The organism is Pseudomonas putida S13.1.2, from assembly GCF_000498395.2.
Classification (GTDB): Bacteria; Pseudomonadota; Gammaproteobacteria; order Pseudomonadales; family Pseudomonadaceae; genus Aquipseudomonas; species Aquipseudomonas putida_Q.
The window spans coordinates 3,260,481-3,285,629 of record NZ_CP010979.1 but is presented as its reverse complement, the minus strand read 5'-3'; the positions used below and the strand labels follow the sequence as shown (position 1 = coordinate 3,285,629).

Annotated in this window: 22 protein-coding genes and 1 pseudogene; 9 read left to right on the top strand and 14 right to left on the bottom strand. The window is 63.8% G+C overall.

The annotated features are described in order from the left end of the window. Positions 1-1,305, top strand: coding sequence for a CitMHS family transporter (locus N805_RS14490; RefSeq protein WP_019472888.1), 1,305 nt, complete (start codon positions 1-3; stop codon positions 1,303-1,305). 43 nt (positions 1,306-1,348) lie between these two features. Continuing rightward, positions 1,349-2,602, top strand: coding sequence for an OprD family porin (locus tag N805_RS14485; protein WP_019472887.1), 1,254 nt, complete (start codon positions 1,349-1,351; stop codon positions 2,600-2,602). 52 nt (positions 2,603-2,654) lie between these two features. Here N805_RS14485 and N805_RS14480 read toward each other — a convergent pair whose 3' ends face one another. Next, the gene (locus N805_RS14480) at positions 2,655-2,903 is read right to left on the bottom strand and encodes a CsbD family protein (RefSeq protein ID WP_019472886.1); all 249 of its coding nucleotides are present in this window, start codon (positions 2,901-2,903) and stop codon (positions 2,655-2,657) included. 238 nt (positions 2,904-3,141) lie between these two features. After that, positions 3,142-3,597 carry a redox-sensitive transcriptional activator SoxR gene (gene soxR, locus N805_RS14475; protein ID WP_019472885.1) on the bottom strand — a complete coding sequence of 152 codons (456 nt, stop codon included), beginning with the start codon at positions 3,595-3,597 and terminating at the stop codon, positions 3,142-3,144. An 84-nt stretch (positions 3,598-3,681) separates the two neighbouring features. On the opposite strand from soxR, the gene N805_RS14470 reads away from it, so the two are divergent. Then, complete coding sequence (locus N805_RS14470; RefSeq protein ID WP_019472884.1) at positions 3,682-4,779, top strand: efflux RND transporter periplasmic adaptor subunit; 1,098 nt, start codon at positions 3,682-3,684, stop codon at positions 4,777-4,779. Next, positions 4,776-7,858 (top strand): annotated as a pseudogene (locus tag N805_RS14465) (MexW/MexI family multidrug efflux RND transporter permease subunit). Before N805_RS14470 ends, N805_RS14465 begins: the two are co-directional and overlap by 4 nt. A gap of 138 nt (positions 7,859-7,996) precedes the next feature. Here the strand turns inward: N805_RS14465 and N805_RS14460 are convergent. Continuing rightward, on the bottom strand, positions 7,997-8,734 hold the full coding sequence (locus tag N805_RS14460; protein WP_019472882.1) for a GntR family transcriptional regulator: 738 nt from the start codon (positions 8,732-8,734) through the stop codon (positions 7,997-7,999). A 726-nt stretch (positions 8,735-9,460) separates the two neighbouring features. On the opposite strand from N805_RS14460, the gene N805_RS31135 reads away from it, so the two are divergent. Both N805_RS31135 and N805_RS14455 read left to right on the top strand, forming a co-directional pair. After that, complete coding sequence (locus N805_RS31135; protein WP_019472881.1) at positions 9,461-9,592, top strand: hypothetical protein; 132 nt, start codon at positions 9,461-9,463, stop codon at positions 9,590-9,592. A 4-nt stretch (positions 9,593-9,596) separates the two neighbouring features. Further along, positions 9,597-9,869 (top strand): DUF3077 domain-containing protein, encoded by a 273-nt coding sequence (locus N805_RS14455; protein ID WP_019472880.1) that lies wholly within the window; start codon positions 9,597-9,599, stop codon positions 9,867-9,869. Between the two features lie 155 nt (positions 9,870-10,024). Here the strand turns inward: N805_RS14455 and N805_RS14450 are convergent, their stop codons facing one another. The 5 genes from N805_RS14450 to N805_RS14430 form a co-directional block, all read right to left on the bottom strand. Further along, positions 10,025-11,539: a DHA2 family efflux MFS transporter permease subunit gene (locus tag N805_RS14450; RefSeq protein WP_019472879.1), complete on the bottom strand. Its 1,515-nt coding sequence runs from the start codon at positions 11,537-11,539 to the stop codon at positions 10,025-10,027. Continuing rightward, positions 11,529-12,674: an HlyD family secretion protein gene (locus N805_RS14445; RefSeq protein ID WP_019472878.1), complete on the bottom strand. Its 1,146-nt coding sequence runs from the start codon at positions 12,672-12,674 to the stop codon at positions 11,529-11,531. Before N805_RS14445 ends, N805_RS14450 begins: the two co-directional genes overlap by 11 nt. A 206-nt stretch (positions 12,675-12,880) precedes the next feature. Next, a complete protein-coding gene (locus tag N805_RS14440) occupies positions 12,881-14,296 on the bottom strand; it encodes an efflux transporter outer membrane subunit (RefSeq protein WP_019472877.1) in 1,416 nt (471 codons plus the stop codon). 103 nt (positions 14,297-14,399) lie between these two features. Next, positions 14,400-15,110, bottom strand: coding sequence for an AraC family transcriptional regulator (locus N805_RS14435; protein WP_019472876.1), 711 nt, complete (start codon positions 15,108-15,110; stop codon positions 14,400-14,402). Positions 15,111-15,333: 223 nt separating this feature from the next. Continuing rightward, positions 15,334-15,777: an acetyltransferase gene (locus N805_RS14430; RefSeq protein ID WP_019472875.1), complete on the bottom strand. Its 444-nt coding sequence runs from the start codon at positions 15,775-15,777 to the stop codon at positions 15,334-15,336. Between the two features lie 267 nt (positions 15,778-16,044). On the opposite strand from N805_RS14430, the gene N805_RS14425 reads away from it, so the two are divergent. Further along, positions 16,045-16,971: a LysR substrate-binding domain-containing protein gene (locus tag N805_RS14425; protein WP_019472874.1), complete on the top strand. Its 927-nt coding sequence runs from the start codon at positions 16,045-16,047 to the stop codon at positions 16,969-16,971. Here the strand turns inward: N805_RS14425 and N805_RS14420 are convergent. Continuing rightward, entirely contained in the window at positions 16,968-17,396 is a 429-nt protein-coding gene (locus N805_RS14420; protein ID WP_019472873.1) for an NUDIX hydrolase, read from the bottom strand. The genes N805_RS14425 and N805_RS14420 overlap by 4 nt on opposite strands. 305 nt (positions 17,397-17,701) lie before the next feature. Between N805_RS14420 and N805_RS14415 the strand changes: the two genes are divergently transcribed. Then, the gene (locus N805_RS14415) at positions 17,702-17,965 is read left to right on the top strand and encodes a hypothetical protein (RefSeq protein WP_019472872.1); all 264 of its coding nucleotides are present in this window, start codon (positions 17,702-17,704) and stop codon (positions 17,963-17,965) included. Positions 17,966-18,025: 60 nt separating this feature from the next. Here the strand turns inward: N805_RS14415 and N805_RS14410 are convergent, their stop codons facing one another. The 4 genes from N805_RS14410 to lysA all read right to left on the bottom strand — a co-directional run bounded on the left by N805_RS14410 (position 18,026) and on the right by lysA (position 23,513). Beyond that, complete coding sequence (locus N805_RS14410; protein WP_019472871.1) at positions 18,026-20,512, bottom strand: TonB-dependent siderophore receptor; 2,487 nt, start codon at positions 20,510-20,512, stop codon at positions 18,026-18,028. Positions 20,513-20,625: 113 nt separating this feature from the next. Further along, a complete protein-coding gene (locus N805_RS14405; protein WP_019472870.1) occupies positions 20,626-21,561 on the bottom strand; it encodes a FecR domain-containing protein in 936 nt (311 codons plus the stop codon). Between the two features lie 5 nt (positions 21,562-21,566). Next, on the bottom strand, positions 21,567-22,067 hold the full coding sequence (locus N805_RS14400) for a sigma-70 family RNA polymerase sigma factor (protein WP_019472869.1): 501 nt from the start codon (positions 22,065-22,067) through the stop codon (positions 21,567-21,569). A 213-nt stretch (positions 22,068-22,280) separates the two neighbouring features. Next, positions 22,281-23,513 (bottom strand): diaminopimelate decarboxylase, encoded by a 1,233-nt coding sequence (gene lysA / locus N805_RS14395; protein WP_019472868.1) that lies wholly within the window; start codon positions 23,511-23,513, stop codon positions 22,281-22,283. A gap of 123 nt (positions 23,514-23,636) precedes the next feature. Between lysA and N805_RS14390 the strand changes: the two genes are divergently transcribed. Then, complete coding sequence (locus tag N805_RS14390) at positions 23,637-24,542, top strand: LysR family transcriptional regulator (protein WP_019472867.1); 906 nt, start codon at positions 23,637-23,639, stop codon at positions 24,540-24,542. Positions 24,543-24,703: 161 nt separating this feature from the next. Here N805_RS14390 and N805_RS14385 read toward each other — a convergent pair whose 3' ends face one another. Then, on the bottom strand, positions 24,704-25,057 hold the full coding sequence (locus N805_RS14385) for a hypothetical protein (protein WP_019472866.1): 354 nt from the start codon (positions 25,055-25,057) through the stop codon (positions 24,704-24,706). Positions 25,058-25,149: the final 92 nt, after the last annotated feature.

Below are 25,149 nucleotides of genomic sequence, written 5' to 3'. Positions count from 1 at the left end.
ATGCTCGCACTCCTGGGCCTGATCATGGTGGTGACGTTCACCTACCTGATCATGAGCAAGCGCCTGTCGCCTATCGTTGCGCTGACCGTTGTCCCGATCGTCTTCGCCGTCATCGGCGGCTTTGCCCCCGAACTGGGCAAGATGATGCTCGACGGCCTGAAGATGGTCGCGCCATCGGCAGCCTTGCTGCTGTTTGCCATCCTGTTCTTCGGCCTGATGATCGATGCCGGCCTGTTCGATCCGCTCATCCGCAAGATCCTCAAGCGGGTGAACGGCGACCCGGTCAAGATCGCCATCGGCACTGCACTGCTGTCGCTTCTGGTGGCGCTGGACGGTGACGGCACGACCACCTACATGATCACCTGTGCCGCCATGCTGCCACTCTACAAACGTATCGGCATGAACCCGATGATCCTGGCCACGGTGTCGATGCTGTCGCTGAGCATCATGAGCGGCTTGAGCCCCTGGGGCGGACCAGCCACGCGGGCCATCGCCGCGCTTGGGCTGGACGCCAGCGAGTACTTCATCCCGATGCTGCCGACCATGATCGGCGGTGCGGCCTGGGTAGTATTCACGGCCTTCCTGCTGGGGCGTACCGAACGCCGCCGTATCGGCAACATCGCCCTGCAGGCCGGCGGTGGCAACTGCTACATCAAGGAAATCCTCGGCGACAACCCGTGCAAACGCCCGCGGCTGGCCTATGTAAACCTGTTGCTGGTAATCGCCGTCATGACCGCGCTGGTGATGGGGCTGATGCATGCCGCCATCCTGTTCATGATCGGCTTCGTCGCCGCGCTGATGATCAACTACCCGCAGCTGGAACTGCAGAAGGAGCGCATTCTGGCGCATTCGGGTAACGCCATGACCGTGGTGCTGCTGGTGTTCGCTGCGGGTATCTTTGCCGGGATCTTCTCGGGCACCAAGATGGTCGACGCCCTGGCGCAAACCCTGGTGGACTGGATTCCGGAAGAATGGAGCCACTGGTTCCCGCTGGTGGTGGCGCTGACCAGCATGCCGCTGACCTTTGTGTTGTCCAACGACGCCTACTATTTCGGCGTGGTGCCGATCCTGGCCAACGCTGCAGCGGCTTACGGCATCGACCCGTTGGAAATCGCCCGCGCCTCGGTCCTCGGCCAGCCGGTGCACCTGATGAGCCCGCTGGTGGCTTCGACGTTGCTGCTGGTGGGCATGGTCGACCGTGACATCGGTGACTTCCAGAAGGCCACCTTCAAGTGGGCCGTGCTCACGTCATTGGTGATCACCGCCCTGGCCTTGCTCACAGGGGCTTTGTCCTTCTTCGTCTGAGCCCTGCCGCGCGCTTTCAAATAACAACAATAGAGTACCGATCATGTCCCGAGCTATGTTCCGTGGGGCCACTTGTGGCCTGCTTTGCGGCTGCCTGCCTGTTGCCGGCGCCGCCGGTTTCGTCGATGACAGCAAGCTCAAGCTGCAGTTGCGCAACGTCTATTTCAACGAGAATTTCCGTGACGAGCAGGGCATGAGTGCGCGTGCTGCCGCCAGTGCAAAAAGCGAGCGGGTGGAGTGGGCCCAGGGTTTTCTGCTCGACTACCAGTCGGGCTTTACCGCCGGCACGCTCGGGGTCGGGCTGGACGCACTGGGCCTGGTCGGCATACGGCTGGACTCCGGGCGCGGGCGCAGCGGTACCGGGCTGCTGCCGGTGCATGACGACGGCCGCGCAGCAGACGAATTCGCCAGCGCCGGGGTGACGGCCAAGGGGCGTATCGGCAAGACGGTGATCAGGCACGGTACCTTGCTGCCAAAGACACCCGTGCTGGTCTACAACGATGCACGGCTGTTGCCGCAGACGTACCAGGGCACGCAGCTGACCAGCGCGGATATCGACGGGCTGACCCTGACGGCGGGGCACCTGGACCGCTTCAAGCAGCGTGATTCATCCGATAGCACCGGGCTGTACCTGGATGGCCATGCGGGCGGCAAGTCGGGTGACTTCAACTTCGCCGGCGCTGATTTTGCCGTCAGCAAGCAACTGCGCCTGAGCTACTTCCATGGCCAGCTCGAGCACTTCTACCGCCAGGACTTTGCCGGCCTGCAACATGAGCTGCCGCTGGCCGGTGGCGTGCTGAGCACTGATCTGCGCTATTTCAAGAGCCGTGACAGCGGTGCCGCCCACGGCGGCGCCATCGACAACGACATGATCAGCGGGCAGGTGGCCTATGCCCATTCGGGCCATACCCTCGGTGCCGGCTACCAGGTGCTCGATGGCGAGGCAGGGCTGCCCTACATCAGCGGCGCGACGGTGTATTCGTTCAGCAACGTCGGCATCGGCAAGTTCATCGAGGAAGAAGAAAAGACCTGGATGGCAAGCTACGCCTACAACTTTGCGGCAGCAGGCGTGCCGGGCCTGACCTTCATGGCGCGGTACCTGAGTGGCGACAATGGCCGCTCGGGTGCCGAGGGCATCAAGGAGTGGGAACGTGACGCCGAGCTTGCCTACGTGGTGCAGGGCGGGCCGCTGAAAGGGCTGGGTGTGAAGCTGCGCAACTATGTCTACCGTTCGGATTTTGCCCGCGGGCGCGACAGCAACCGCCTGTACCTCACCTACGATATCGCCATCTGGTGATGGCGCGGGCCGGGTGGCGTACCCGGCCCTGGCCCTGCTTGCGCAGCCCTGTTCAGCGGCGCAGCAGGCGAGAGACCACCAGCGTGACGGCGGCAGTGATGGCCAGTGCGGCGAACGGTTTTTCCTTCACGAACGAAGACACCGTATCCAGCGTGTCACCATAGGTCTTGGTCAGCTGGCCTGCTGCCTGACGCGCATCGCCTTCGGCTTCCAGCGCAGGATCCTCGACCAGTCGGCCTACAGCGCTCTGCGCCTTGCCTGCAAGGTTCTCTGCTACACCTTCGATCTGTTCACGTTTCATGATGGCTTAGTTCCTTCCTGTGATCGGCTTTGGGTTAACAGCACAGGGTTAGGGCGGTGAAGGGCCGCAATGGTTCCAAGCGTCTGCTTGTCACCTGCAGATCACGCGGCGCCTTGTAGGAGCGGCCTTGTGTCGCGATCGGGCTGCAAGGCAGCCCCTGCAATGTGTGCATCATGGCTGAAACCCGGGGGCCGCTTCGCAGCCCGGTCGCGACACAAGGCCGCTCCTACAGGCGAGGCTAACGGGCTTTCTTCTCGAGGATCCGCGCCCCGGTACCTTCCTTGCCCAGCACATCCTCGGGGTTGCGCAGCGGGCAGTCTTCCAGCGACAGGCAACCGCAACCAATGCAGTTGTCCAGGCTGTCGCGCAGCGCCTGCAGCGTGCGGATGCGGGCGTTCAGGTCTTCGCGCCAGGCGGTGGACATCTCGCCCCATTGCGCCGCCGTAAGCTTGCTGTTGGGCGCATAGCGGCTGAATGCCTGCTTGATTTCCTCCAGCGGAATACCCGTGCGCTGCGCCACCTTGATGATCGCCAGTGTACGCAGCACCAGCGAGGGATAGCGCCGCTGGTTGCCTGCCGTGCGGACGCTGGCGATCAGCCCCTTGGTCTCGTAGAAGTGCAGCGCAGACACCGCCACGCCGCTGCGCCTGGCCACTTCACCCACTGTGAGCATCCGCGTGTTGTCCGCTGCCATGCCTGTTGACCTCAAGTTAAGTTGAGCTCTTATAGTCCTGCCCGATCTTCCCCGCAACCGCTTTCCCTGTGATCGGAGCTGTGCATGAACAAAAGGACGTTACTGGCCTGCGCAGGCGCTGTTACCGGTGTACTGGTCGCTGCCTATGCGTTGGTGGGTAGTGGGTCGGCGCCGCCCGCTGCGGCGGCGTGGCCGGCGACCAAGGTGGCGCTGGCCACGGCCGAGCAGGTGCAGCTGGCGCGGCAAAACTTTGCTTCGGGGGAGCTGGAGGCGGTTAACCAGGTACAGGTGGCGGCCGAGACGGCGGGGCGCATTACCCGCATTGCCTTCGAGTCGGGGCAGGCGGTCACTGCCGGGCAGTTGCTGGTGCAGCTCAACGACGCGCCGGAACAGGCCCAGCGGGTGCAGTTGCGTGCCAGGCTGCGTAACGCCGAAGTGGTGCTGCAGCGCAGCCGCAAGCTGCGGGCAATGAATGCCGTGTCGCAAGAGCTGCTGGACAACGCCGCCACTGCCGTGGACGTGGCCCGTGGTGAGCTGCAGCATGTCGAGGCGCTGATCGCGCAGAAGGCCATTCGCGCACCGTTTGCCGGCAAGCTGGGTATTCGGCGGGTGCATCAGGGCCAGTATCTGGGCGCCGGTGAGGCCATCGTCAACCTGGCCGACATCAGCCAGTTGCATGTGAATTTCGCGTTGGGCGAGCAGGCCGCCCCCGAAGTGCATGTCGGGCAAGTGCTGGCGCTGACGGTGGACGCAGTGCGCGGGCAAGGCTTTCAGGCCCGGGTGGTGGCGGTCGACCCGGTGGTGAGCAAGGCGCGCCTGGTGCAGGTGCAGGCAGCCTTGCCGAACCCGGGCGGGCAGTTGCAGCCGGGCATGTACGCTGGCGTGCGTCTGGATGCTGTGCAGCCGTCGACTGTATTGGCTGTGCCGGAAACCGCGATCACCTACGCCGCCTATGGCCAGACAGTATTCGTTGCGACTCAGGACCCGGCGCATGGTACCCAGGTCAGCAGAGTGCGGGTTACCACTGGTGAGCGCTGGCAGGGGCGGGTGGAGGTTACCTCCGGCCTGGCGCCCGGTGACCGGGTGGTGGTGTCTGGCCAGTTGAAACTGAGCGACGGCATGTCGGTCGAGCCGGTGGCGCAGGACAGCTTGCAGGCCAACCTCGGTGGGCGGCAGCCGTGAAGTTCACCGACCTTTTCGTGCGCCGCCCGGTGCTGGCGCTGGTGGTCAGCAGCCTGATCATCCTGATGGGGCTGTTTGCCATGGGCAAGTTGCCGATCCGTCAGTACCCGTTGCTGGCAAGCTCGACCATTACCATCAGCACCGAGTACCCCGGCGCCTCGGCCGAGCTGATGCAGGGCTTTGTGACCCAGCCGATCACCCAGGCGGTGTCGTCGGTGGAGGGCATCGACTACCTGTCCTCGTCGTCGCAGCAGGGGCGCAGCCTGATCACCTTGCGCATGGTGCTCAACCGCGATTCGACCCAGGCGCTGGCCGAGACCATGGCCAAGGTCAACCAGGTGCGCTATCGCCTGCCGGAAAAGGCCTACGATCCGGTGGTGGAGCTGTCGGCTGGCGACTCCACTGCCGTGGCCTACGTGGGCTTCGCCAGTGACAGCCTGTCGATACCGGAACTGAGCGATTACCTGTCGCGGGTAGTAGAACCGCAGTTCTCTGGCATCGACGGCGTGGCCAAGGTGCAGTCGTTCGGTGGGCAGCGCCTGGCCATGCGCCTGTGGCTGGACAGCGAACAGATGGCCGGGCGCGGGGTGACGGCAGCGGACGTGGCGCAGGCGGTGCGGGCCAACAACTACCAGGCGACCCCGGGCCAGGTGCGTGGGCAGTACGTGCTGGCCGATATCCAGGTGGACACTGACCTGACCCGGGTCGAGGACTTCCGTGAGCTGATCATCCGCAACGATGGCACCGACCTGGTGCGCCTGCGCGATGTCGGCACTGTCGAGCTGAGCGCGGCTGCCACCCAGACCAGCGCCACCATGGACGGCAAGCCGGCCGTGCACCTGGGGCTGTTCCCCACGCCGACCGGTAACCCGCTGGTGATCGTCGAGGGCATTCGCCAGCTCCTGCCGCAAATCCAGCAGACCCTGCCGCCCGGGGTGAAGGTGGCGCTGGCCTATGAGACTGCGCGCTTCATCGATGCTTCGATCCATGAGGTGCTACGCACCCTGGTGGAGGCGATGCTGATCGTGGTGCTGGTGATCTGGTTGTGCCTGGGCTCGCTGCGCAGCGTACTGATCGCGGTAGTTGCCATTCCGCTGTCGATGCTCGGTGCCGCAGGCCTGATGCTGCTGTTCGGCTTCAGCCTCAACCTGCTGACCTTGCTGGCGATGGTGCTGGCCATCGGCCTGGTGGTGGACGATGCCATCGTGGTGGTGGAGAACGTGCACCGGCATATCGAGGAGGGCAAGTCGCCGGTTGCTGCGGCATTGGCCGGGGCGCGGGAAATCGCCGGGCCGGTCATTGCCATGACCCTTACCCTGGCAGCGGTGTATGCGCCGATCGGGCTGATGGGCGGGCTGACCGGCACGCTATTCCGCGAATTCGCCCTGACCTTGGCGGGCGCGGTGATCGTGTCCGGCATCGTGGCGCTGACCTTGTCGCCGGTGATGAGCTCGTTGTTGTTGCAACCGGGGCAGCAGCATGGCGCGATGGCCAACATGGCTGATCGGTTGTTTGCTGCGTTGACCGGGGCCTATGGACGAGTGCTGGCCTACTCCCTGGCGCATCGTTGGATCAGCGCGAGTGTGGCGCTGCTGGTGTGTTTGAGCCTGCCCTGGCTTTACCTGCTGCCCCAACGCGAACTGGCACCCCCCGAGGACCAGGCAGCGGTGCTGACTGCCATCAAGTCGCCGCAGCATGCCAGCCTCGAATATGCGGAGCGCTTTGCGCTGAAGCTTGACCAGGTGATGAAGTCCATCGCCGAAACCACCGACACCTGGATCATCAACGGCACCGACGGCCCGGCCGCCAGTTTCGGCGGTATCAACCTCAGCGCCTGGCAGGCGCGCGAGCGTTCCGCCGCACAGGTGCAGGCGCAGTTGCAGCTGGCCGTGGCGGATATCGAAGGCAGCAGCATCTTCGCCTTCCAGGTCGCTTCACTGCCGGGCTCCAGTGGCGGCCTGCCGGTGCAGATGGTGCTGCGCAGCGCCCAGGATTACCCGAGCTGTACCAGACCATGGAAGTACTCAAGCAACGCGCCCGCGACAGCGGCCTGTTTGCCATGGTGGACAGCGACCTCGACTACAACAACCCGGTGGTCAAGGTGCGCGTCGACCGGGCCAAGGCGGCTAGCCTGGGCATCAGCATGCAGGCCATTGGCGAGTCACTGGGTGTGCTGGTGGGCGAGCAGTACCTCAACCGCTTTGCCCTGTTTGGGCGTTCCTACGACGTGATCCCTCAGAGTATCCAGGACCAGCGCCTGAGCCCTGCGGCGCTGAATCGTCAATACGTGCGCGCCGAAGATGGCAGCCTGGTGCCGCTGGCCACGGTGGTGCACCTGGATCTCGAAGTGGCGCCTAACCGCCTGTTGCAGTTCGATCAGCAGAACGCCAGTACCTTGCAGGCCATCCCCGCCCCGGGTGTGTCGATGGGCAACGCCGTGGCCTTTCTCGAACAGCTCAGCGCCGAATTGCCGCCGGGCTTCAGCCACGACTGGCAATCGGAATCGCGCCAGTATGTGCAGGAGGGTTTTGCGTTGATGTGGGCGTTTCTTGCTGCCCTGGTGGTGATCTACCTGGTGCTGGCTGCACAGTACGAAAGCCTGGTCGACCCGCTGATCATTCTGGTAACCGTGCCACTGTCGATCTGCGGTGCACTGCTGCCGCTGGCGCTGGGCTGGGCCACGCTGAACATTTACACGCAGATTGGCCTGGTGACCCTGATCGGCCTGATCAGCAAGCACGGCATTCTGATGGTGGAGTTCGCCAACGAGATCCAGGTGCGCGACAACCTCGACCGTGCTGCCGCTATTGTCCGCGCTGCGCAGATACGTTTGCGACCGGTGCTGATGACCACCGCGGCGATGACCTTCGGCGTGCTGCCGCTGCTGTTCGCCAGCGGCGCCGGGGCCAACAGCCGCTTCGGGCTGGGGGTGGTGATTGTGTGCGGGATGCTGGTGGGGACCTTGTTTACCTTGTTCGTACTACCGACCATCTATGCCTGGCTGGCGCGCGACCACCGGGTGACCACGGTGCGGGGGCAGCAGTTGCTGGAGGCCGAAAGGCAATTGGGGGCGCTGTAGGAGCGGCCTTGTGCCGCGAAAGGGCCGCAGAGCGGCCCCAGCAATATCAGTGGCGATGCAGTAATCTGGGGCCGCTTTGCGGCCCGTTCGCGGCACAAGGCCGCTCCTACAGGGATTTGCGCGCGCCTTTGGGATGGATCAGGTGGGGGAGCGATCCCGGCGCATCTGGGTCACCAGGGTAAAGCGGTCATCCGGGTGCACGGTTTCGGAAACCGCCATCAAATCACCGTTTTCCTCGCGGTAATGGCGAATGATCTTCAACCCCGGTGAACCCGCCTCGGCCTTCAGCGCTTTGGCCATCTCTGTCGTCAGCAGCACTGCCCGCACCTGCTGGTCGACCACTGCGATTGCCCGGCCATAGTGCTGCTCGATCAACCCCGCAATCAGTTGGTCGGGGTGCTCGCGGGCCCGTTCGATGACCTCGGCATAGTCGCGTTGCGCATACACGTCGGTCCAGCACAGCGGCGCGGCATTGTGCAGGCGGTCGACGCGAATGCTCGACACGCAAAAGTAGTGTTCCCCCGGTACCAGTCCCAGCCGCGCCGCCTCGTTCAGGTCGGCGACGAAGTGGCGCACGCCCTGGATTTCCCGCTGCTGGGTTTCGGCCAGGTGGGCCAGGTCGGCCACGCTGGCCAACGACTGCGAATAGCCGCCGCGCGGGCTGCTGGCCTCTACCCGGGTGCCCACGCGCTTGCGCCGTGACACCAGCCCCTGGTTGAGCAGCTGGTTGATTGCGGCGCGCACCGTGTGCCGGCTCACATCGTAAAGGTCGCACAGCTCGAACTCGGTCGGCAGCAGGCTGCCCACCGGGTAGCGGCCGTTGGCGATGCCTTCCATCAAGTCCTTTGCCACGGTGGTGTAGCGCGTCGGGTTCATACCTTTGGTCTGTTTCGCACATTTAATCGGTTGATAGTGTATCAGCGACAGAATTACCAGCGCGCTCCCCGGGTGCCCGGGCGCGATTAATTAAGCGCCTGCTAGATCGAGCGCCGCCCGCGCGGCGCATCGCGAGCGAAGCTCGCTCCTACATTTGTTTCGGGCCAATTCTGCCTGTGCGATTTGCGCGCGAACGCCTTGGCGCATGACTCGATACCGCGTCGGACAAACAAGGCGGTCGCGCTCACCTGTCACAGGACTAATTGGCCCGAAACAAATGTGGGAGCGGGCTTGCCCCGCGATGCGCCGCGCGGGCGGCGCTCGATCTTGTAGGCGCTGCACATGTTGCGGCAAGCACCTAGTGACCCTGACCCGATCCCTTGGCAGGCACCTCAAAGCCATACCCTGTAAGACAATTCTGAACATGAAACCAAATGCTTCAGAATCAACCCGCTTAGGAATTATCCTACGCGCGCTGCTGAACTATCGCCGTTGTCGGGGAAGTACCTCAGGGATAACGTTTTCGCGTCGCTCTGGCGACCGGGCATGAGAACCCGACAGTCAAGCTAGCAGCACCTTCATGGTGGCCGTACGTAGGCGGGCTTTCGCCTGGCCGGGCCTTTGCTAGCTTCTGCCCGGTTTTCTCACACCTGCGTACGGCTGCCGCCTTCAATCCATGAGAAAGATTCAGGTGGTGGTTCCTTCTCTAGAAGCTGGAATTACACAATGAAAAAGCTCGTCCCAGATCCACCACGCCGCCCAATCAACACCCCGTTCTTCACCCCCGAATCCGACATCTACCCACCCCTCGCCCTCGCGCACGCAGTCGAGCTGCTACGCGGCAAGGAAGAGGAGTGAAAACATGGCAGACGAACCCAAGGTCATCCTCACCATCGGCGCAGAAACCTTCCTCGAAGTCGGCAACCCGCCAAAGGATCTGCTGCGGGTCCAGCCCGGCATTCCCATCGATGATGCCTACGAGCAAGTTTCGATCCTGCTGAGCTACATCAAGCATCTGCTGCGCGAAGGCGATATGGAGGACGACCACAAATTCCTGGGCGCCGCCGATTACCTCACGGCGTTGGCCAAGGCATTGATGAACGAAGTCGAACTGACCAAAAATACCTTGCGCTGAACGGCTACCCTGGGGGGCCGCTTTGCGGCCCTTTTTGCGATCGGGTTTTCTGGTTTTTACTCGACCGCAATCCATATCGATGCTGGAAAGAAATGTGTTGGCCATGCCGGCCTCTTCGCAGCACAAGGCTGCTCCTACAGGGAGATGTGTCGGCATCACAGTTGGTGTTTTGACCGTAACAGCAATGCCGCTATTGCACACCCGACCAACGCCAGGCACGCCAGGTAGAACGCATCACTGTAAGCCATCAGGTAAGCCTCCCGCCGAATCGTCCCCGCCAACCCCTCCAGCACCTGCTGCTGGTGCGGCAACCAGCTCTGCACTGTCTGGTTGATGCGCTCTTGCACGCCAGGCTCGAACACTGTCACCTGCTCGTGAATACGCTCACTGTGAAAGCGCTCACGGGTGGCCACCAGTTGCGTCAGCCCGGCCGTGCCGATGGCTCCCCCCAAGTTGCGCAGCATCGAGAACACCGCCGAGGCCGAGCCGGCTTCACGCTTTTCCAGCCCGGCCACCGCCAGCACCGACAACGCCACCATGATGAATGGCTGGCCAATACCGCGCACCACCGTGGACGGGATGATCACGTTGTCGGCACTGTCGGCGCTCAGGCACGCCCCCAGCCAGCAGCCCAGGGCCATGATCAGAAAACCGCTGGCGACCATGAACTTGGCGCTGGTCCAGCCCATCAGTCGGGGCATCAACGGCGCCAGCAGCAGCTGCACCACGCCATAGGCGATCAGCGCCACGCCGACATCGTGCGCGCTGAAACCCTGCAGCTGCGACAGGTAGTTGGGCACCAGGAATACCAGGCCGAACGTGGCGGCGCCAAAGATGAACATCGCCACGCTGGCGACGCCGAAGTTGTAGCGCCCGAGCAAGCGCAGGTTGATGAACGCGCGCTGGCCAAACAGCTGGGTCACCACGAACACCACCAGGGCAATGGTTGCGACCACGCTCATGGCAACGATGAATGGCGAGCCGAACCAGTCCAGCCGGCCGCCTTCTTCCAGCACGATCTGCAAGCCACCCAGGCCGATCACCATGGCGGCAATCCCCAGCCAGTCACCTTTGCGCAGCAGCTCAAGTGTCATCGGCCGGGCCTCGATCGACCAGGCGATGGCGCACAGCAGCGCTATGCCGGGGAACAGTTGCAAATAAAAGATCCAACGCCACGAATAGGCATCGGTCAGCCAGCCGCCAATCGACGGCCCGGCTGCCTGCGCCACGCTGTTGGCCAGGCTGAACAGCGCCATGCCCATGGCCATCTTGCTGGCCGGCAGTTCGGTGATGATCAGCTGGAACGACAGGGGGATCAGCACCGCGCCCGCAGCACCCTGGATCACCCGGATGGCAATCATCGCCTCCAGGTTGGGCGCCCAGGAACAGGCCACCGAAGCGATCAGGAAGATGAACGAGCCGGTCCACATCACCCGGCGCAGCGAGAACACGTCCACCAGCCAGGCCGTCAGTGGAATCATCACGATTTCCGCCACCAGATAGGCGGTGGAAATCCATGAGCCTTCCTCGAAGCTGGCGCCCAGCGAGCCGCGGATTTCTGGCAGCGCGGCGCTGGTGACATGCACGTTCATGCCGGCCATGAAACAGCCGAGCAGGCCGCCGAGCACCGATACCCAGGCGCGCAGCGTGACCGTTTGTTCAGTGCGCATCGGCCACCTCTGCGGGACGGGTGTCGACCGTGCTTACCACCGACATGCCGGGCAGTACCTGCGGGCCATCCAGCGGTGTGTCGAGCAGAATGCGCACCGGGAAGCGCTGGACAATCTTGGTGAAGTTGCCGGTGGCATTGTCCGACGGCAGCAATGCGAAGACATTGCCGGACGCTGGCGAAAAGCTGGCCACATGGCCACGCAGTGGCTGGCTGGCGAAGCTGTCGACGCGGACTTCTACCGGCTGCCCCGGGCGCATGTTGGCCAACTGGGTTTCCTTGAAGTTGGCCACCACATAGGCCTGCTGCAGGGGTACCACGGCCAGCAGCGGCTGACCCGGCACCACGTACTGGCCGGCGCGTACGCGGCGTTGGCCGACCACGCCCGTGATCGGTGCGCGGATCACGGTGTCCTGTTCGTCCTGCTCGGCCAACTGTTGGCGGGCCTGCGCGCGGGTCAACGCTGCCGCGCGCTGTTGCAGTTCGGCGTCAGCCTGGGCTGACCGGGCCTTGGCCATGGCCAATTGCGACCGTTGTTGGCGCAGCGCGGCCAGGGCACCTTGCAGCGCGGCTTGCGCCTGGGTGGCCCTTGCGCTGGCGGTTTCCAGGCGCTGCAAGGTCGCGGCCTCGTCTCGCACAAGGCCACGGTAGCGTTGCATGTCCAAGTCACTGCGCCGCTGTTCGGCAGTGGCGCTGCGCATGGCAGCTTCAGCCTGCAGGATGGCTTGTTGTTGCTGGTTGATACGCTCGCTGGCCACCTGCTGGCGGGCCTGGGCGGCGACCAGTGCCGCCTGCGCCTCGGCCACACCTGCCCGGGCCTGGTCGAGGCGGGCGCGGTAGTCGCGGTTTTGCAGGCGTACCAGTACATCGCCGGCCTTCACTGGCTGGTCGTCAGCCACTGCGACCTCGGCCACGTAACCGGCCACGCGTGGGCTCAGGGCCACCCAGTCGGCGCGGACGTAGGCGTCGTCGGTGGTCTCCAGATAGCGGCCGGTGGTGAGCCAGTAGCTGGTGAAGGCCAGCAGGGCGATTGCTGCCAGGCTGCCGCTGGCGGTGTAGGCCAGGCGGCGACGGGATCTGGCTTTGGCCCGCTGTTCAGTTTCGGCTGGGGCGGTTTGTTCTACGGCGACATTCATGTTCGGTTTCCGTTCTTGAAGTACGACTACTGCCCGACAAGCTGACGCGATCAGTTGTAGGAGCGGCCTTGTGTCGCGAAAGGGCTGCGCAGCGGCCCCAGGATTTCAGCGGCAGTGCACAAATTGCCGGGGCCGCTGCGCGGCCCTTTCGCGACACAAGGCCGCTCCTACAAAGGTCGGCGCAGCCCGTGGCAATGGGTTATCGGCTACCACCGCCCGCCCAGGGCGCGGAACAGGTTGACCTGCGCCTGTGCCAGGCGCCCTCGGGCTTCTACGTGGCTGGCCCGCAGGCGGATCAGTTCTCGCTCGCTGTCCAGCAACGCCAGCCCGTCTACGGTGCCGGCGCGGTAGTTGCCCTGGGCCAGGGCATAGCCGCGCTGGCTGTGCGCCAGGGCTGCATCCAGTGCCTGCAAGCGTTGCTGTTCGCCGTCGTAGCGGGCCAGCGCCTGGCGCACGTCTTTCAGCGCGCTCAGCGCCACGCCGTGGTAACGGGCAACCTGCGCCTGTTGCAACGCCTCGGCTTTGCCGACCCTTGCGCGGTTGGCCTTCACATTCGGAAACTCCCAGCGGATCAGCGGGCCAATGCCGAACATCACCGCGCGGCTGTCGCCCAGGTTGGCCAGGTGATGGTCCGAGGAGGTCAGCGAAGCGCCAAAACTGACCTTCGGATACAGGTCAGCCCGGACGATGTCGGTTTCCAGGCTGGCAGCCTGCAGTTCCCGTTCGGCCTGGCGTACATCCGGCCGGCGTTCGAGCAAATGCCAGCCATCGCCGGCCGGTAGCGGCGCCGACAGCGTGGGGATGGTTGTGCAAGTCGCGGTGTCGGCTAGCGAGGCCTGGCCACTGAGCATGCCAAGTTCGTAAAGCGCCATCTGCCGCCGGGCTGCGAGCATCGGCAGCTGCGCCCGCACTTGTTCCCGCAAGCCCAGCAGGCGCTCGCTGTCGAGGGCGGTAGCTACACCGGCCAAGCGCTGGCGTTCGCTCAGTTGCACGCTATGGTCGAGTGTTTGCAGGGACTGCTTAGCCTCGTCCAGGCGCGCCGCGTAGACGCACTGGTCGATGTAGGCACGGCTGGTCTGGGCGACCACCTGCAGGCGCACCAGCTCCAGCGCCGCAGCACTGGCTTCGGCCTGGGCCCGGGCGCGCTCGATGGCAGCGCGCACCTGGCCCCAGACATCCACCTGATAGGCCAACTCGATACCTGGGTTGAATTGCCATTGCGACGGCGCGTGGCTGTCGGTCGCCTCGGCCAGGGTCTGGTCATCGGCGCTCTTGCCATAGGTGGCGGCAAAGCCCATCGACGTTGACGGCCAGCGCCTGGCATCGAACTCGGCTATCCCCGCCAGCATGGCCTGCACGTTGGCCTCGGCCTCGGCCAGGTCCTGATTGTGCGCCAGGGCTTGCTGTACCCAGTGGTTAAGTTGCGGGGCCTGGAACAGCGCCCACCATTGTTCGGGCAATGGTTGCTGGCTGACACCGGCCGGCACACTCGCCAGCGGGTTGGCCAGCAGCGCTGCAGGTGGCTCGGCAGGTGCGGGTTGCCGGGTGCACGCCGCCAGCACGCCGAGCGTGGCGAGTACGGCAAACCGGGCAGGGAAGGGAAATGAAGGCAGTAAGGGCATCACACATGTCGCTCAAGGGTGGTGATGCGAGGTTAACGAGGGGACGGCGCACGCCGCTGCCGCAAGCGGGACAACCCTGCGCGCAAGTGGGACAACCTGGGGCTCAGTACCCGCGCGCGGTACTGTTTTGCCAATCGCTCGGCGCGTAGCCGAGGATGCGCTTGAACATGGCAGCAAAGGCGCTGGCGCTCTGGTAGCCGTGCTCCAGCGCCACGTTCAGGATCGGCTGGCCATCGGCCAGGCTTTGCTGGCTGAGCATCACCCGGGCACGGGCGCGCCACTCACCATACGACATGCCCACCTCGCGCTGGAACAGCCGTGCCACGCTGCGGGCACTCATGTTCAGTTGCGCGCCGCATTGTTCCAGGGTCAGGTCCTGGGCCGGGTCCAGCAGGAAGCGCTCGCACCAGGTGCGCAGTCTCGCCTGGTGCGGCAGCGGCACAAAGGCATCGATGCGCCTGGCAGTGGCCAACTCAAGCTGGATCAGTGCCCGCACGTGCTCGCCGTCACGCAGGTCGAGCATGCGTGACGCAGCCAGGATCAGCTCGTGCAGCAGGCCGGATACCACGATCACCTGGCAGCGCTCGATACGCGCTTCCAGCAGCAAGGTCCGCATGCAGACCACGCCTTCCATGCGGATGGCATGGCTGACCCCGGCGGGCATCCACAACGCATGCCCGCCAGGGATCACCCAGCTACCGCCTTCGCTGCTGACCCGCATGACGCCGCTGGCGGCGTAGATCAGCTGGTCGTCGGCGTGGCAGTGGCTGGCCACTTCTTCGCCGTGTCCGTAGTCCATTTCCAATGCTTGCATGCGGGGCATCCTCGGTATTGGATCCGATTATACGGCGGTTTATTGATGCTTGATTGCGAAGGTTGGCGGTTCGGCGCAATTATTCGTCGCCTGCGAGATCGAGCGCCGCGCGGGCGGCGCTCGATCTTGTAGGCGCTGCACATGTTGCGGCAAGCACCTGGTGGCCCTGACCCGATCCCTTGGCAGCTCCGGCGACCGGTCCATCGCGGTGTGTGCCTTCTGGTCACGCCTGGGTGGGCAAGCTCATATGCAGCAAGGGGAACGGCCGGCCTTCGCCATCCAGCGGAGAGCGGCCCGTCTGGACGAAGCCGTAGTGCTCGTAGAACCCTGTTGCCTGGGGGTTCTGCTCGTTGACATCGACACTCATGGCGTTACGCGACTGGCGGCCAAAATCCAGCAGCGCCCGGCCAATACCTTGGCCATGTCGCTCGGGGTCGACGAAGAGCATTTCCACGTGGTTTTCATTGAAACCGATGAAGCCCAGCGGCTGGTCATCGGTGTCTACTGCAACCCACAGCTCGACGGCCGGGAAGTACACGTCGCGCAGCTGTGGCAACAGCGCGTCGATGTCGGACGGTTGCAGAAATTGGTGTGTGGCGCGTACGGCGCGCAGCCAGATGTCGAGCAGCTGCGGATAGTCTGCAGCAATGCCTTGGCGAATGATCATGGGGTCATCCTGAATGTATAGATGGCAGATGGGCGCGCCAAAACGTGGCGGCCATGCAGGTGTCGGCATCATGAATGACCGCTTCGCGATTTAACGCCTGGGCGGTGCACGGCAGGGGAAGCCGGAAGGGAAGTTGGCGGAAGGTTACCCGGATTGCGCAGTGTGGGGCAATGCAGCCTGAGTCGGGTTTTCCGGTTTTTACTCGACCGCAATCCATATCGATGCTGGAATTGAGTCCGCACGTCATGGCCATGGCCGGGAGCCCCGATGAACCGCAACGAACTGCGCAAAGCCGATATCAACCTGATGGTGGTGTTCGAAGCCCTGATGCAGGAGCGCAACCTCACCCGTGCCGCAGAAAAGCTGTTTGTCGCCCAACCCACGGTCAGCGCCGCGCTGGCCAGGTTGCGGGCAATGTTCAACGACCCGTTGCTGATCCGCGTGGGCAACCGCATGGAACCGACGGCCAGGGCCGAAGAGGTCATCAAGTACCTTACCCCGGCACTGGACGCGATGTCCGTCGCCCTCAGCCTGTCCCATGATTTTGACCCGCTCACCAGCAAGATGACCTTCCGCATCGGTTTGTCCGATGATGTCGAGTCGGGGCTGTTGCCGCCGTTGCTGCGGGCGCTGCGGGTGGAGGCGCCGAATGTGGTGGTGGTCGTGCAGCATGTGGATTACTGGCGCATTCCAGACTTGCTGGCAGCAGGCGATGTGACGGTCGGCATCAGCCAGACCAAGGGGCTGCCGGCCAACGCCAAGCGCAAGGTGCTGCGCACGATGCAGGGCAGGGTGGTGCGGGCCGACAAATCAGCCACGCCACTGACGCTGGATGAGTTCTGCGCCCGCCCGCATGTTCAGGTATCGCCCACCGCCAATACGCAGGGTGTGGTTGATGACTGGTTGAAAGAGATCGGCCGCGAACGCAAGGTGGTGTTGTCGGTGCCGCAGTTCAGCTCGTTGCCGGCGATTCTGGCCGGGACCGACCTGCTGGCCTGCTGCCCGGACTATGCCGCGCAAGGTATGGAGCGTTGGGGCAACCTGCAGGCCGAGACGCTGCCGTTCGAGACGGCTGCGCTGGAGCTGGCCATGGTCTGGTTGAGCACCACCGACAGCGACCCGGCCGAACGCTGGTTGCGCAGCCGCCTGCAGCAATACATGAGCGGCGCGCGTGAAGTGGCGATCGGGCTTTAGTCGCGATCACTGTGCGAGTGCTCCAGAGCCTTTCTCAAATGCAGCAACGCTCGCTGAAAGACTGGATGGCAATCGTTATAGGGCACATCGTCGAATGCTGCCCAGAAGAATGTGAACAGGTGGCCATGGTCATCCTGTGTCTGGTGGGACCAGTGCTCGGGCAGGGCATCTTCCACCTGGCACAGGTGAAACGACCACACTTGCCCAAGATGGTTAGCATCCCAGCAGCCCAGGTCTTGTTTGACCGTGGCTTTGGTGATGCCTGATTCCTCGCTCAATTCACGCAAGGCAGCCGCGGCCGGCGCCTCGCCTTGTTCGATGGTGCCTTTGACCAGTTGCACGCCAGCCAAGGGGTGGCGGAGCAGCAGAATTTTCGCAGGCAACGTGGATGAAAGGACTACTGGGCAAGCCTTGTTCGGGCGCATGAGCAATTTCCTTATCTGCTAAAACAATTCATGGGCTGACGCGGCCCTTGTAGGAGCGGCCTTGTGTCGCGATGGGCCGCGCAGCGGCCCCAGCAATTTGTGCAGCTTGGCTGAAACCGGGGCCGCTGCGCGGCCCATCGCGACACAAGGCCGCTCCTACAAGGGCATGCGGGGCGCATTCGGCCGAGTGACCAATGCCGGTTTTCTGCCCAGCTTACAGCGGCGTCTAGTGCAAGGCATTCAGGGTTGACTGATAGCATTTTGATACTATTTTTGGGGGCATCAGCCTCGATGCATTGCCGCACATGCTGGCGCCGTCGGCAGCGTCGATCGACAGCTGGCCGCTGACCTTCCGTTTCGGCCAAGGCAAAGCCTTCACCGAGCGTTGGTCGGTCAACCGCAAGCGGGGTGTATTGCTGGCGCCTGCCAGCTCGGCCCTGCCGCTGATGCTGCATGGCGTCCGCGATCTGATGGTGCTTACACCTGGCCCCACCCAGGCAGACATGCCGTTGGGCTGGATCTATGATCTGGACGGTATCGACCAGGTGCTGGAACACGTTTGCCTGTGATGGCGCGCTGCCCCACAAGCCTTGCTCCCCTTCATAGTGGGCGCAAGGCGCTCGTGGGTATCAGAACGCCCCTTGCAAGGTCACCATGAAGTTGCGCGGTTCGCCATAGAAGTTGCCCCACGCCGGCGCACCGATGGTGGCGTAGTACTTCTTGTCGAACAGGTTGTTGCCGTTGAGGGCGACCGTCCAGTTCGGGTCGATGCGGTACTGCACGCGGCCGTTCCATACGGTGTAGCCTGCCTGCTCGACGCGGGTAGTGCCGGTGGTACGGAAGTTCTCGCTCTGGCTGTTCAGGCCGGCGCCGACGGTGAAGCGCTCCAGTGCACCGCCCAGCTGGTAGTCACCCCACACCTTGAGCATGTGCCGTGGGATGAAGCTGGAGGTGAAGGTCAGCTCGGTGGGGTCGGTGTCTTCGATGGTACTCAGGTACTTGGTCTGGGTGTAGGTGTAACCCGCCAGCAGTTGCAGCCGCTCGATTGGCGAGCCGCTGATCTCGGCCTCGAAACCCTGTGCACGCACCTTGCCGCTGTCGGTGTAGCAATAGCCGTCGCCTGATGGGCAGGCTTCGTTGTAGTCGGTTTCCGCGCGGTGATTCTCGATGGTGCGGAACAGGTTGAACGAGGTGTTCAACGCGCCGTCGAGCAGCTCGCCCTTGATGCCGATCTCGTAGTTGGCACCGGTCTTGGGCTGTAACGCCTGCCGCTCGGCATTCACCTTGTCGCTCTGCGGCTGAAAGATGTCGGCGTAGCTGGCGTAGGCGGTCCACTGGTCGTTCAGGTCGTACAGCACGGCGGCGAACGGCGTGACCTGGCCGTTTTCCTCGCTGCGGTTATTCACCCAGTAATCGTAGAGCTGGGTATAGGAGTCGCTCTTGTTGCGGTACCAGCTGACCCGCGCGCCCAGCACCAGGGTCAGTGGCTCTGCCAGCTTCAGGCGCAGGTTGGCGTAGGTGCCGTACTGGGTGGTGGTGGAGTCGGTTGGCACGCTGCCGCCGCGGGTCGGGTTGACCAGGTAGTCGCCCTTGGACGGTTGTGGGAAGTTCGCGGTCGGATTGAATGGGTCCTGTTTGCCGTCCAGCAGCATCAGCGCGAAGTAATCATGGGTTTTCTGCCGGCTGGCGTTGGCGCCGATGATCAGCTCGTGCTGCAGGCCGAACGCCTCGAACTTGCCATCGACATAGGTATCGAAGCCGTAGTCGTCTTGGTCGTAGTCGAAACGACCGGCGCGCACGTTCATGCTGGCGGTGCTGGCGCCGACCGGTACCGTGCCTTCGGAGTAGGCGTATTCGATGTCCTGGTTGTTGTGGGTGTAGATCGAGGCGAAGTTCAGCGTCCAGTCATCGTTGAAGCGGTGCTTGAGGTCGGCGAAACCGGTAACACGCTGGCTTTGCAGGTCGTTCCAGCTGGCCCCCAGGCAGGTGGAGCGCGACAGCTTCAGGTCACTGCCATCGGCGTAGCGTGGCAGGCCGGAATAGCACGGTGTGGCATCGACATCCTCGTAGGCCAGGCCAAAGCCAAGGGTGGTGTCGGCGGTGACGTCCCAGTCGATGGCGCCGTACAGTATCTGGTCCTGGCGCTTGGCTGTGTCATAGAAGTACTGGCGGTCCTGCAGCGACGCCACGGCGCGCCCCCGCACGGTTCCTGACTCGTTCAGCGGGCCGCCTACATCCACCTGGCCGCGGTAGTTGTCCCAGCTGCCGGCAGACAGGGTGACGGTGGTGGCGGACTTTTCCTGGCCACGCTTGCGCACGAAGTTGACGCCGCCGGCGGAGGAGCCGGAGCCCTTCATCATGCCGGCCGCGCCCTTGAGGATTTCGACGCGGTCGTAGAACGCCATGTCGCTGGAAAAGCTGTTGGCCTGCACGTAGTTGCCGCCCACGTCCAGCGGCACGCCGTCGTACTGGTACTGGCCGTCCAGGTTGAAACCACGGGAGTAGAAGTACTTGCCGCCCATGGGCGAGTCGTACACGGTGATGCCCGGGGTCTTGTCCAGCACCTGCTCCAGCGTGTTGAGGTTCTGGTCGTCGAGCATCTTGCGGGTCATCACGGTGACCGATTGCGGGGTTTCTTTCAGCGTGTGCACGCCTTTGCCGATGGTGACGGCACGGGCGGTGTATGACTGGGTACCCTCGCTGGTTGCATCCAGCCGGTTGGCGTCGATGTTAAGCGGCCCCAGCTCCATGGCCGAGCCGTTGTCTGCAGGCATCAGCACGTAGCCGCCATTGCCCTGGCGCTGCGCCTGCAAGCCACTGTTGGCCAGCAGGCGCATCAGCCCTTCCTCGACGCTGTAGCTGCCTTCCAGGCCTGCGCTGCTCAGATTGCGCGTTTGTGCGGTGTCGAACGAAATGGTCACGCCCGCCTGCACGCCAAACTGGGTGATGGCATTGCCCAACGGGCCGGCAGGGACGTGGTAGGCGCTCTGGCTTTGGGCCATGGCCTGGGCAGGCATCAGCAGCAGGCCCGGCGCGCTGGCCAGGGACATGCCGAACAGCACCAGGCGCACGGCCTGGCTCAGCTTGGTTGCAGGGGTGGGGTGCAGATGGGGCATTGCGTGATCCTTCCGTGTCATGGCAGAAAGTCGCTGTCGTCGCGGCTTGTGTCAGGGACGGGCGAGAATCGAAATCAGCAAGGTGTGGGTGAAATTATTTTTGGGGCCGTTATTCAGGCGGGTTCCACGCTCACCCAGTAACGGCTGATATAGCGCACCTTCACGGGCAGGGTTTTGGGCAGGTTGGCCAGTGCGATATCGGTATCGTCGATGCGGAATGCACCGGAAATGCTCATGGACCGGATCGAGGAGGCGCAGCGCAGCACCCCTTGCCGGTAACGCCCCAGTTCTTCGACAAAGTCGCCCAGCTGCCAGTCGTTCACACTCAGCATGCCCTGCAGCCAGGCTGTCGAGTCGACGGGCAGGGCATGTGCGCTGGCGAAGTCGTCGCGGTCAAAATTTACTTGCTGGCTGGCCTGCAGTTGCAGCACCCGATCAGGGTGGTGCTGCGGGCGTACTTCGACAGAGCCCTGCAGCACGCCCACGCGCGTCTGCCGGGCAAGTTTGCGGATGCTGAACTCGGTAATACGGGTGAGCACGCTGCCGTCTTCGGTGTGCACGATGAACGGGCGCTGTTCAAGGCTACTGATCGGGCGCACCAGGATTTCCCCTTGGTACAGCTGGATCGCCCGTACTTTGGCGTCGTAGCGCACATCCAGCGCGGTATTCACGTTCAGCTCAAGCTGTGAGCCATCCTCCAGCTGCATGGCGCGCCGTTCGCCGCCACGGGTGCGTTGCTGGGCCAGCAAGGCGCGATAGGGCACCTGCTCGGCTGCCAGCCAGCCACCGCCGCCCATGGCCAGCAACAGGCTCAGCACCTTCAGTACATCGCGCCGCTGTGCTTGTGCCGCGCCCAGGCTGGACAGCGCTGCCTGTGGCGGCACCATGGCCCATTGCTGCTGCAGTTTTTCTACCCGCGCCCAGGCGGCAGCATGTTGCGGGCTGGCCTGCAGCCACTGCCGCCAGGCGTAGGTGCGGGCCTCGTCGCTGGCGCCATCGTTGAGCTGCACATACCAGGTGGCAGCGGCTTCGAGTGTCTTGAGATCCATCGCCCTCAGCCTTCGACTGCCAGCAGACAGCGGGTCATCGCCTTGATCAGGTGGTTCTTCACGGTGGTCACCGACACGCCGAAGCGCTCGGCCGCAGCACCGTAGGTCAGGCCTTCGAGTTGAACGGCAAGGAAGATGGCGCGGGTCTTGGCGCCGAGTTCATCAAGCAGGGTGTCCACCGCCACCAGCATTTCGATGATCGACAAGCGCACCTCCGGCGATACCTCTACCGGCTCCGGGCGCAGGGCCAGGGCTTGCAGGTAGGCTTTTTCGATGGTGCGGCGGCGGGCTTTGTCGATCAGCAGCGCGCGGGCGATAGCGCTGAGGTAGCTGCGCGGCTCGCGGATCGGCAACGGATTACGTGCGGTCATGACCCGCAAGAACGTGTCGTGGGCCAGGTCGGAAGCATCGGCCGCGTTGCCCAGGCGGGCGCGCAGCCAGCCCTTCAGCCAGCTGTTGTTTTCGCTGTACAGCTGGTGCAGGGCCTGGGGATCGAGCGTCGACATGGCGTCAAGACCGCAATATTAATGGGAATTGATCGCATTGTCGTAGTAGGGCAGGTTGATTGCAAGCAGGGTTTGTGACATTGGGGCCGCCTTGCGGCCCATCGCCGGCAAGCCAGCTCCCACAGGGGCGCGCAACGCTTGAGGTTTGCGATATACCTGTGGGAGCTGGCTTGCCGGCGATGGGCTGCAAGGCAGCCCTCATTAATGCGATGGCTAGAAACCCGCTTCCAGCTCTAGCAGGTCCTGCACCGTCTGCCGCCGGCGAATCATTCGCAGCGTCCCGTCTTCGATCAGGAACTCCGGCAGCAACGGCCGGCTGTTGTAGTTCGACGACATCGATGCACCGTAGGCGCCGGCGTCATGGATCACCAGCAGGTCGCCCACCTGTGCCTGGGGCAGGTCCTGTGGGGTTAGTTCCTGGTCGTCCTGGGTGAACACATCACCCGATTCGCACAATGGCCCGGCCACCACGGTCGGCTGCCGTGGGCGGTCCACTGGTTGGCCGTTGGCGTCGAGCAGGGTCATGCCGTGGTAAGCGCCGTACATCGCCGGCCGCATCAGGTCGTTGAAGCCGGCGTCGATCATGACGAAGGTATTGCGGCCCACTTGCTTGACGGCGCGCACTTCGGCTACCAGGTAGCCCGACTCGGCCACCAGGAAGCGCCCTGGTTCGATTTCCATGCGCACGGGGTGGCCCAGCATCGCTTCGATTTCCTTGCGCGCCACCGCCCAAGTCTGGGCGTAGCGGTGCAGGTCGACCGGCTTGTCGGTGCTGCGGTAAGGGGTTGACAGCCCGCCGCCGATGGAGAACGCCTCGATGTCCACGCCCAGGCGGCCGATCAGCTCGATCATCGAGCGAGCCACCTGTTCCAGGTGCTGGTAGTCCACCCCGGAACCAATGTGCATGTGCACGCCTACCAAGTGCAGGCCATGGGCCTTGATGCACGCCAGCGCCTCGTCCAGCTCTTCGTGCCAGATGCCGTGCTTGCTGTTTTCGCCGCCGGTGTTGGTCTTGCGGCTGTGGCCATGGCCGAAGCCCGGGTTGATGCGGACCCACACGCGGTGGCCGGGCGAGCGCTCACCCAGTTGGCGCAGCATGTCGATGGAGCCGGCGTTGACTTCGATCTTTTCTGCCACCACCCGCTCCAGGGTTGGCCGGTCCAGCGCGTCGCAGGTCAGCACCACGCCGGCAGGGTCACCGTCCACGCTCGCACCCGCGGCGAAGGCCCGCTCCATCTCGCCCAGCGACACGGCGTCCAGCACCAGGCCATGGGCGCGCATCAGGCGCAGCACATGCAGGTTGGGGTTGGCTTTCTGGGCGAAGCGCACCGTGTCGAATACGTTCAGCTGTTCGACACGCTCGGCGATGGTGCTGGCGTCGTACGCCCACAGCGGCGAGCCGTGCTGGCGAACAGCCTCTGCCAGAAGAGCGAAGGGTGCGGTCATGGTGGCGCTACTCATATAAGGAAGGCCACGAGAATGAGCCAAAGCAGGAATTCAGAAAAATAGCTATTTTTCTGCCAATCATTCATATCTGATATACCCATTGTCAACTCACCGGGTGCTGCCGTGAAACTGTCCGTCCGCCACATCGAAGTGTTCCGCGCCATCATGGCCGCTGGCAGTGTCACCGGGGCGGCGCGCCTGCTGTTCACCTCGCAGCCCACTGTCAGCCGCGAATTGGCACGCCTGGAGCAGGTGACTGGCCTGAACCTGTTCGAGCGCGAGGGTGGGCGCCTGGTGGCGACGGCCCAGGCGCTGCTGTTGATCGAAGAGGTCGAGCGTGCCTACGTCGGGCTGGAGCGCATTGATCGCTTTGCCCAGGCCATCCGCAATTTCGAGCAGGGGCGGCTGGCCATCACCTGCCTGCCGCTGTTCTCCCAGACCTTGCTGCCCAAGGCCTGCCAGCGCTTCCATCAGCAGCACCGCGGTGTGAGCGTGAGCATCGTGGCGCAGGAATCACCGTTGCTGGAGGAGTCACTGGTTGCCCAGCAGCATGACCTTGGCCTGACCGAGGTCGAACAGATACCGCGCGGCGCTTATGGCGAACTGCTGTTCAGCGCCAACATGGTGTGCGTGTTGCCCGAGCATCACCCGTTGCAGTCCAAGGCCGAGCTGGAGCTGAGCGATTTTCACGAGGTCGATTTCATCAACCTGGCCAGCCTGGACACCTACCGCCAGCGCCTGGACCAGCACTTTCGCGCGGCGGGGGTGAACCGCCGCACGGTGATCGAGACCACCAGTGCCGCCTCGGTGTGCGCCATGGTCAGGCAAGGCCTTGGGGTGGCGATCATCAACCCGCTAAGCGGCCTGGAGGCGGCCCAGGGCGGCTTGCCGATCCGCAGGTTGCGGGTGTCGGTGCCCTATCAGGTCATGCTGATACGCCCCGACCACCGGCCGGCATCGGCAGCGGTAGAGCCGTTTTGCGAGGCGCTGCGGGTGCAGGCTAAAGCAATGCAACAAGCGCTGGCATGATCATTGTGGGAGCGGGTTTACCCGCGAAGAAGCCACCGCCGTGGATGGCACGGGCTTCGCCCGTGTTCGCGGGCGAGCCCGCTCCCACAGGGATCGCGCGAGCTTTTGGAAGTTGAGCAAGGCAGTTGCTCCCACAGAGATCGTGCAACCTTTCAGCTTGGTTAAAGTTCGCAGACGAAGGTCCCGGTCCCGGTCAGGATGTTTTCCAGGGTTTGCTTCACTTCGTCCATGTCACTCAGGTCGCTGGTGAGGTTGATCTCCAGCACCTCGTCCCCCTTCAGCGCATCCTGGTCGCCGGCCGCCACTTCGATCAGCAGGCGCTTGGCACTCAGCGTCACCTTCAGCCCATCCAGCGTCGACGGCTCGTCATCCAGGGTCAGGTCGACGGTGTCTTCGTCCGGGTAGCGGGTAAGCAGGAACATCTGTCCCTTGTCGCTGTGGCAGCACAGGGTCGCCATGTTGTCTTCCTCATCATCGCAAGGGGTGGCGAACAGCAAGGCGGTGTTGATTTGCATGAGCAGGCTCGGATCAAAGGAAACGGAAGGGAATTCTGACAGTCTTGCGTACAGGCATAAACGTAAAGTTACCGCCCCTTGACCGAAATTGT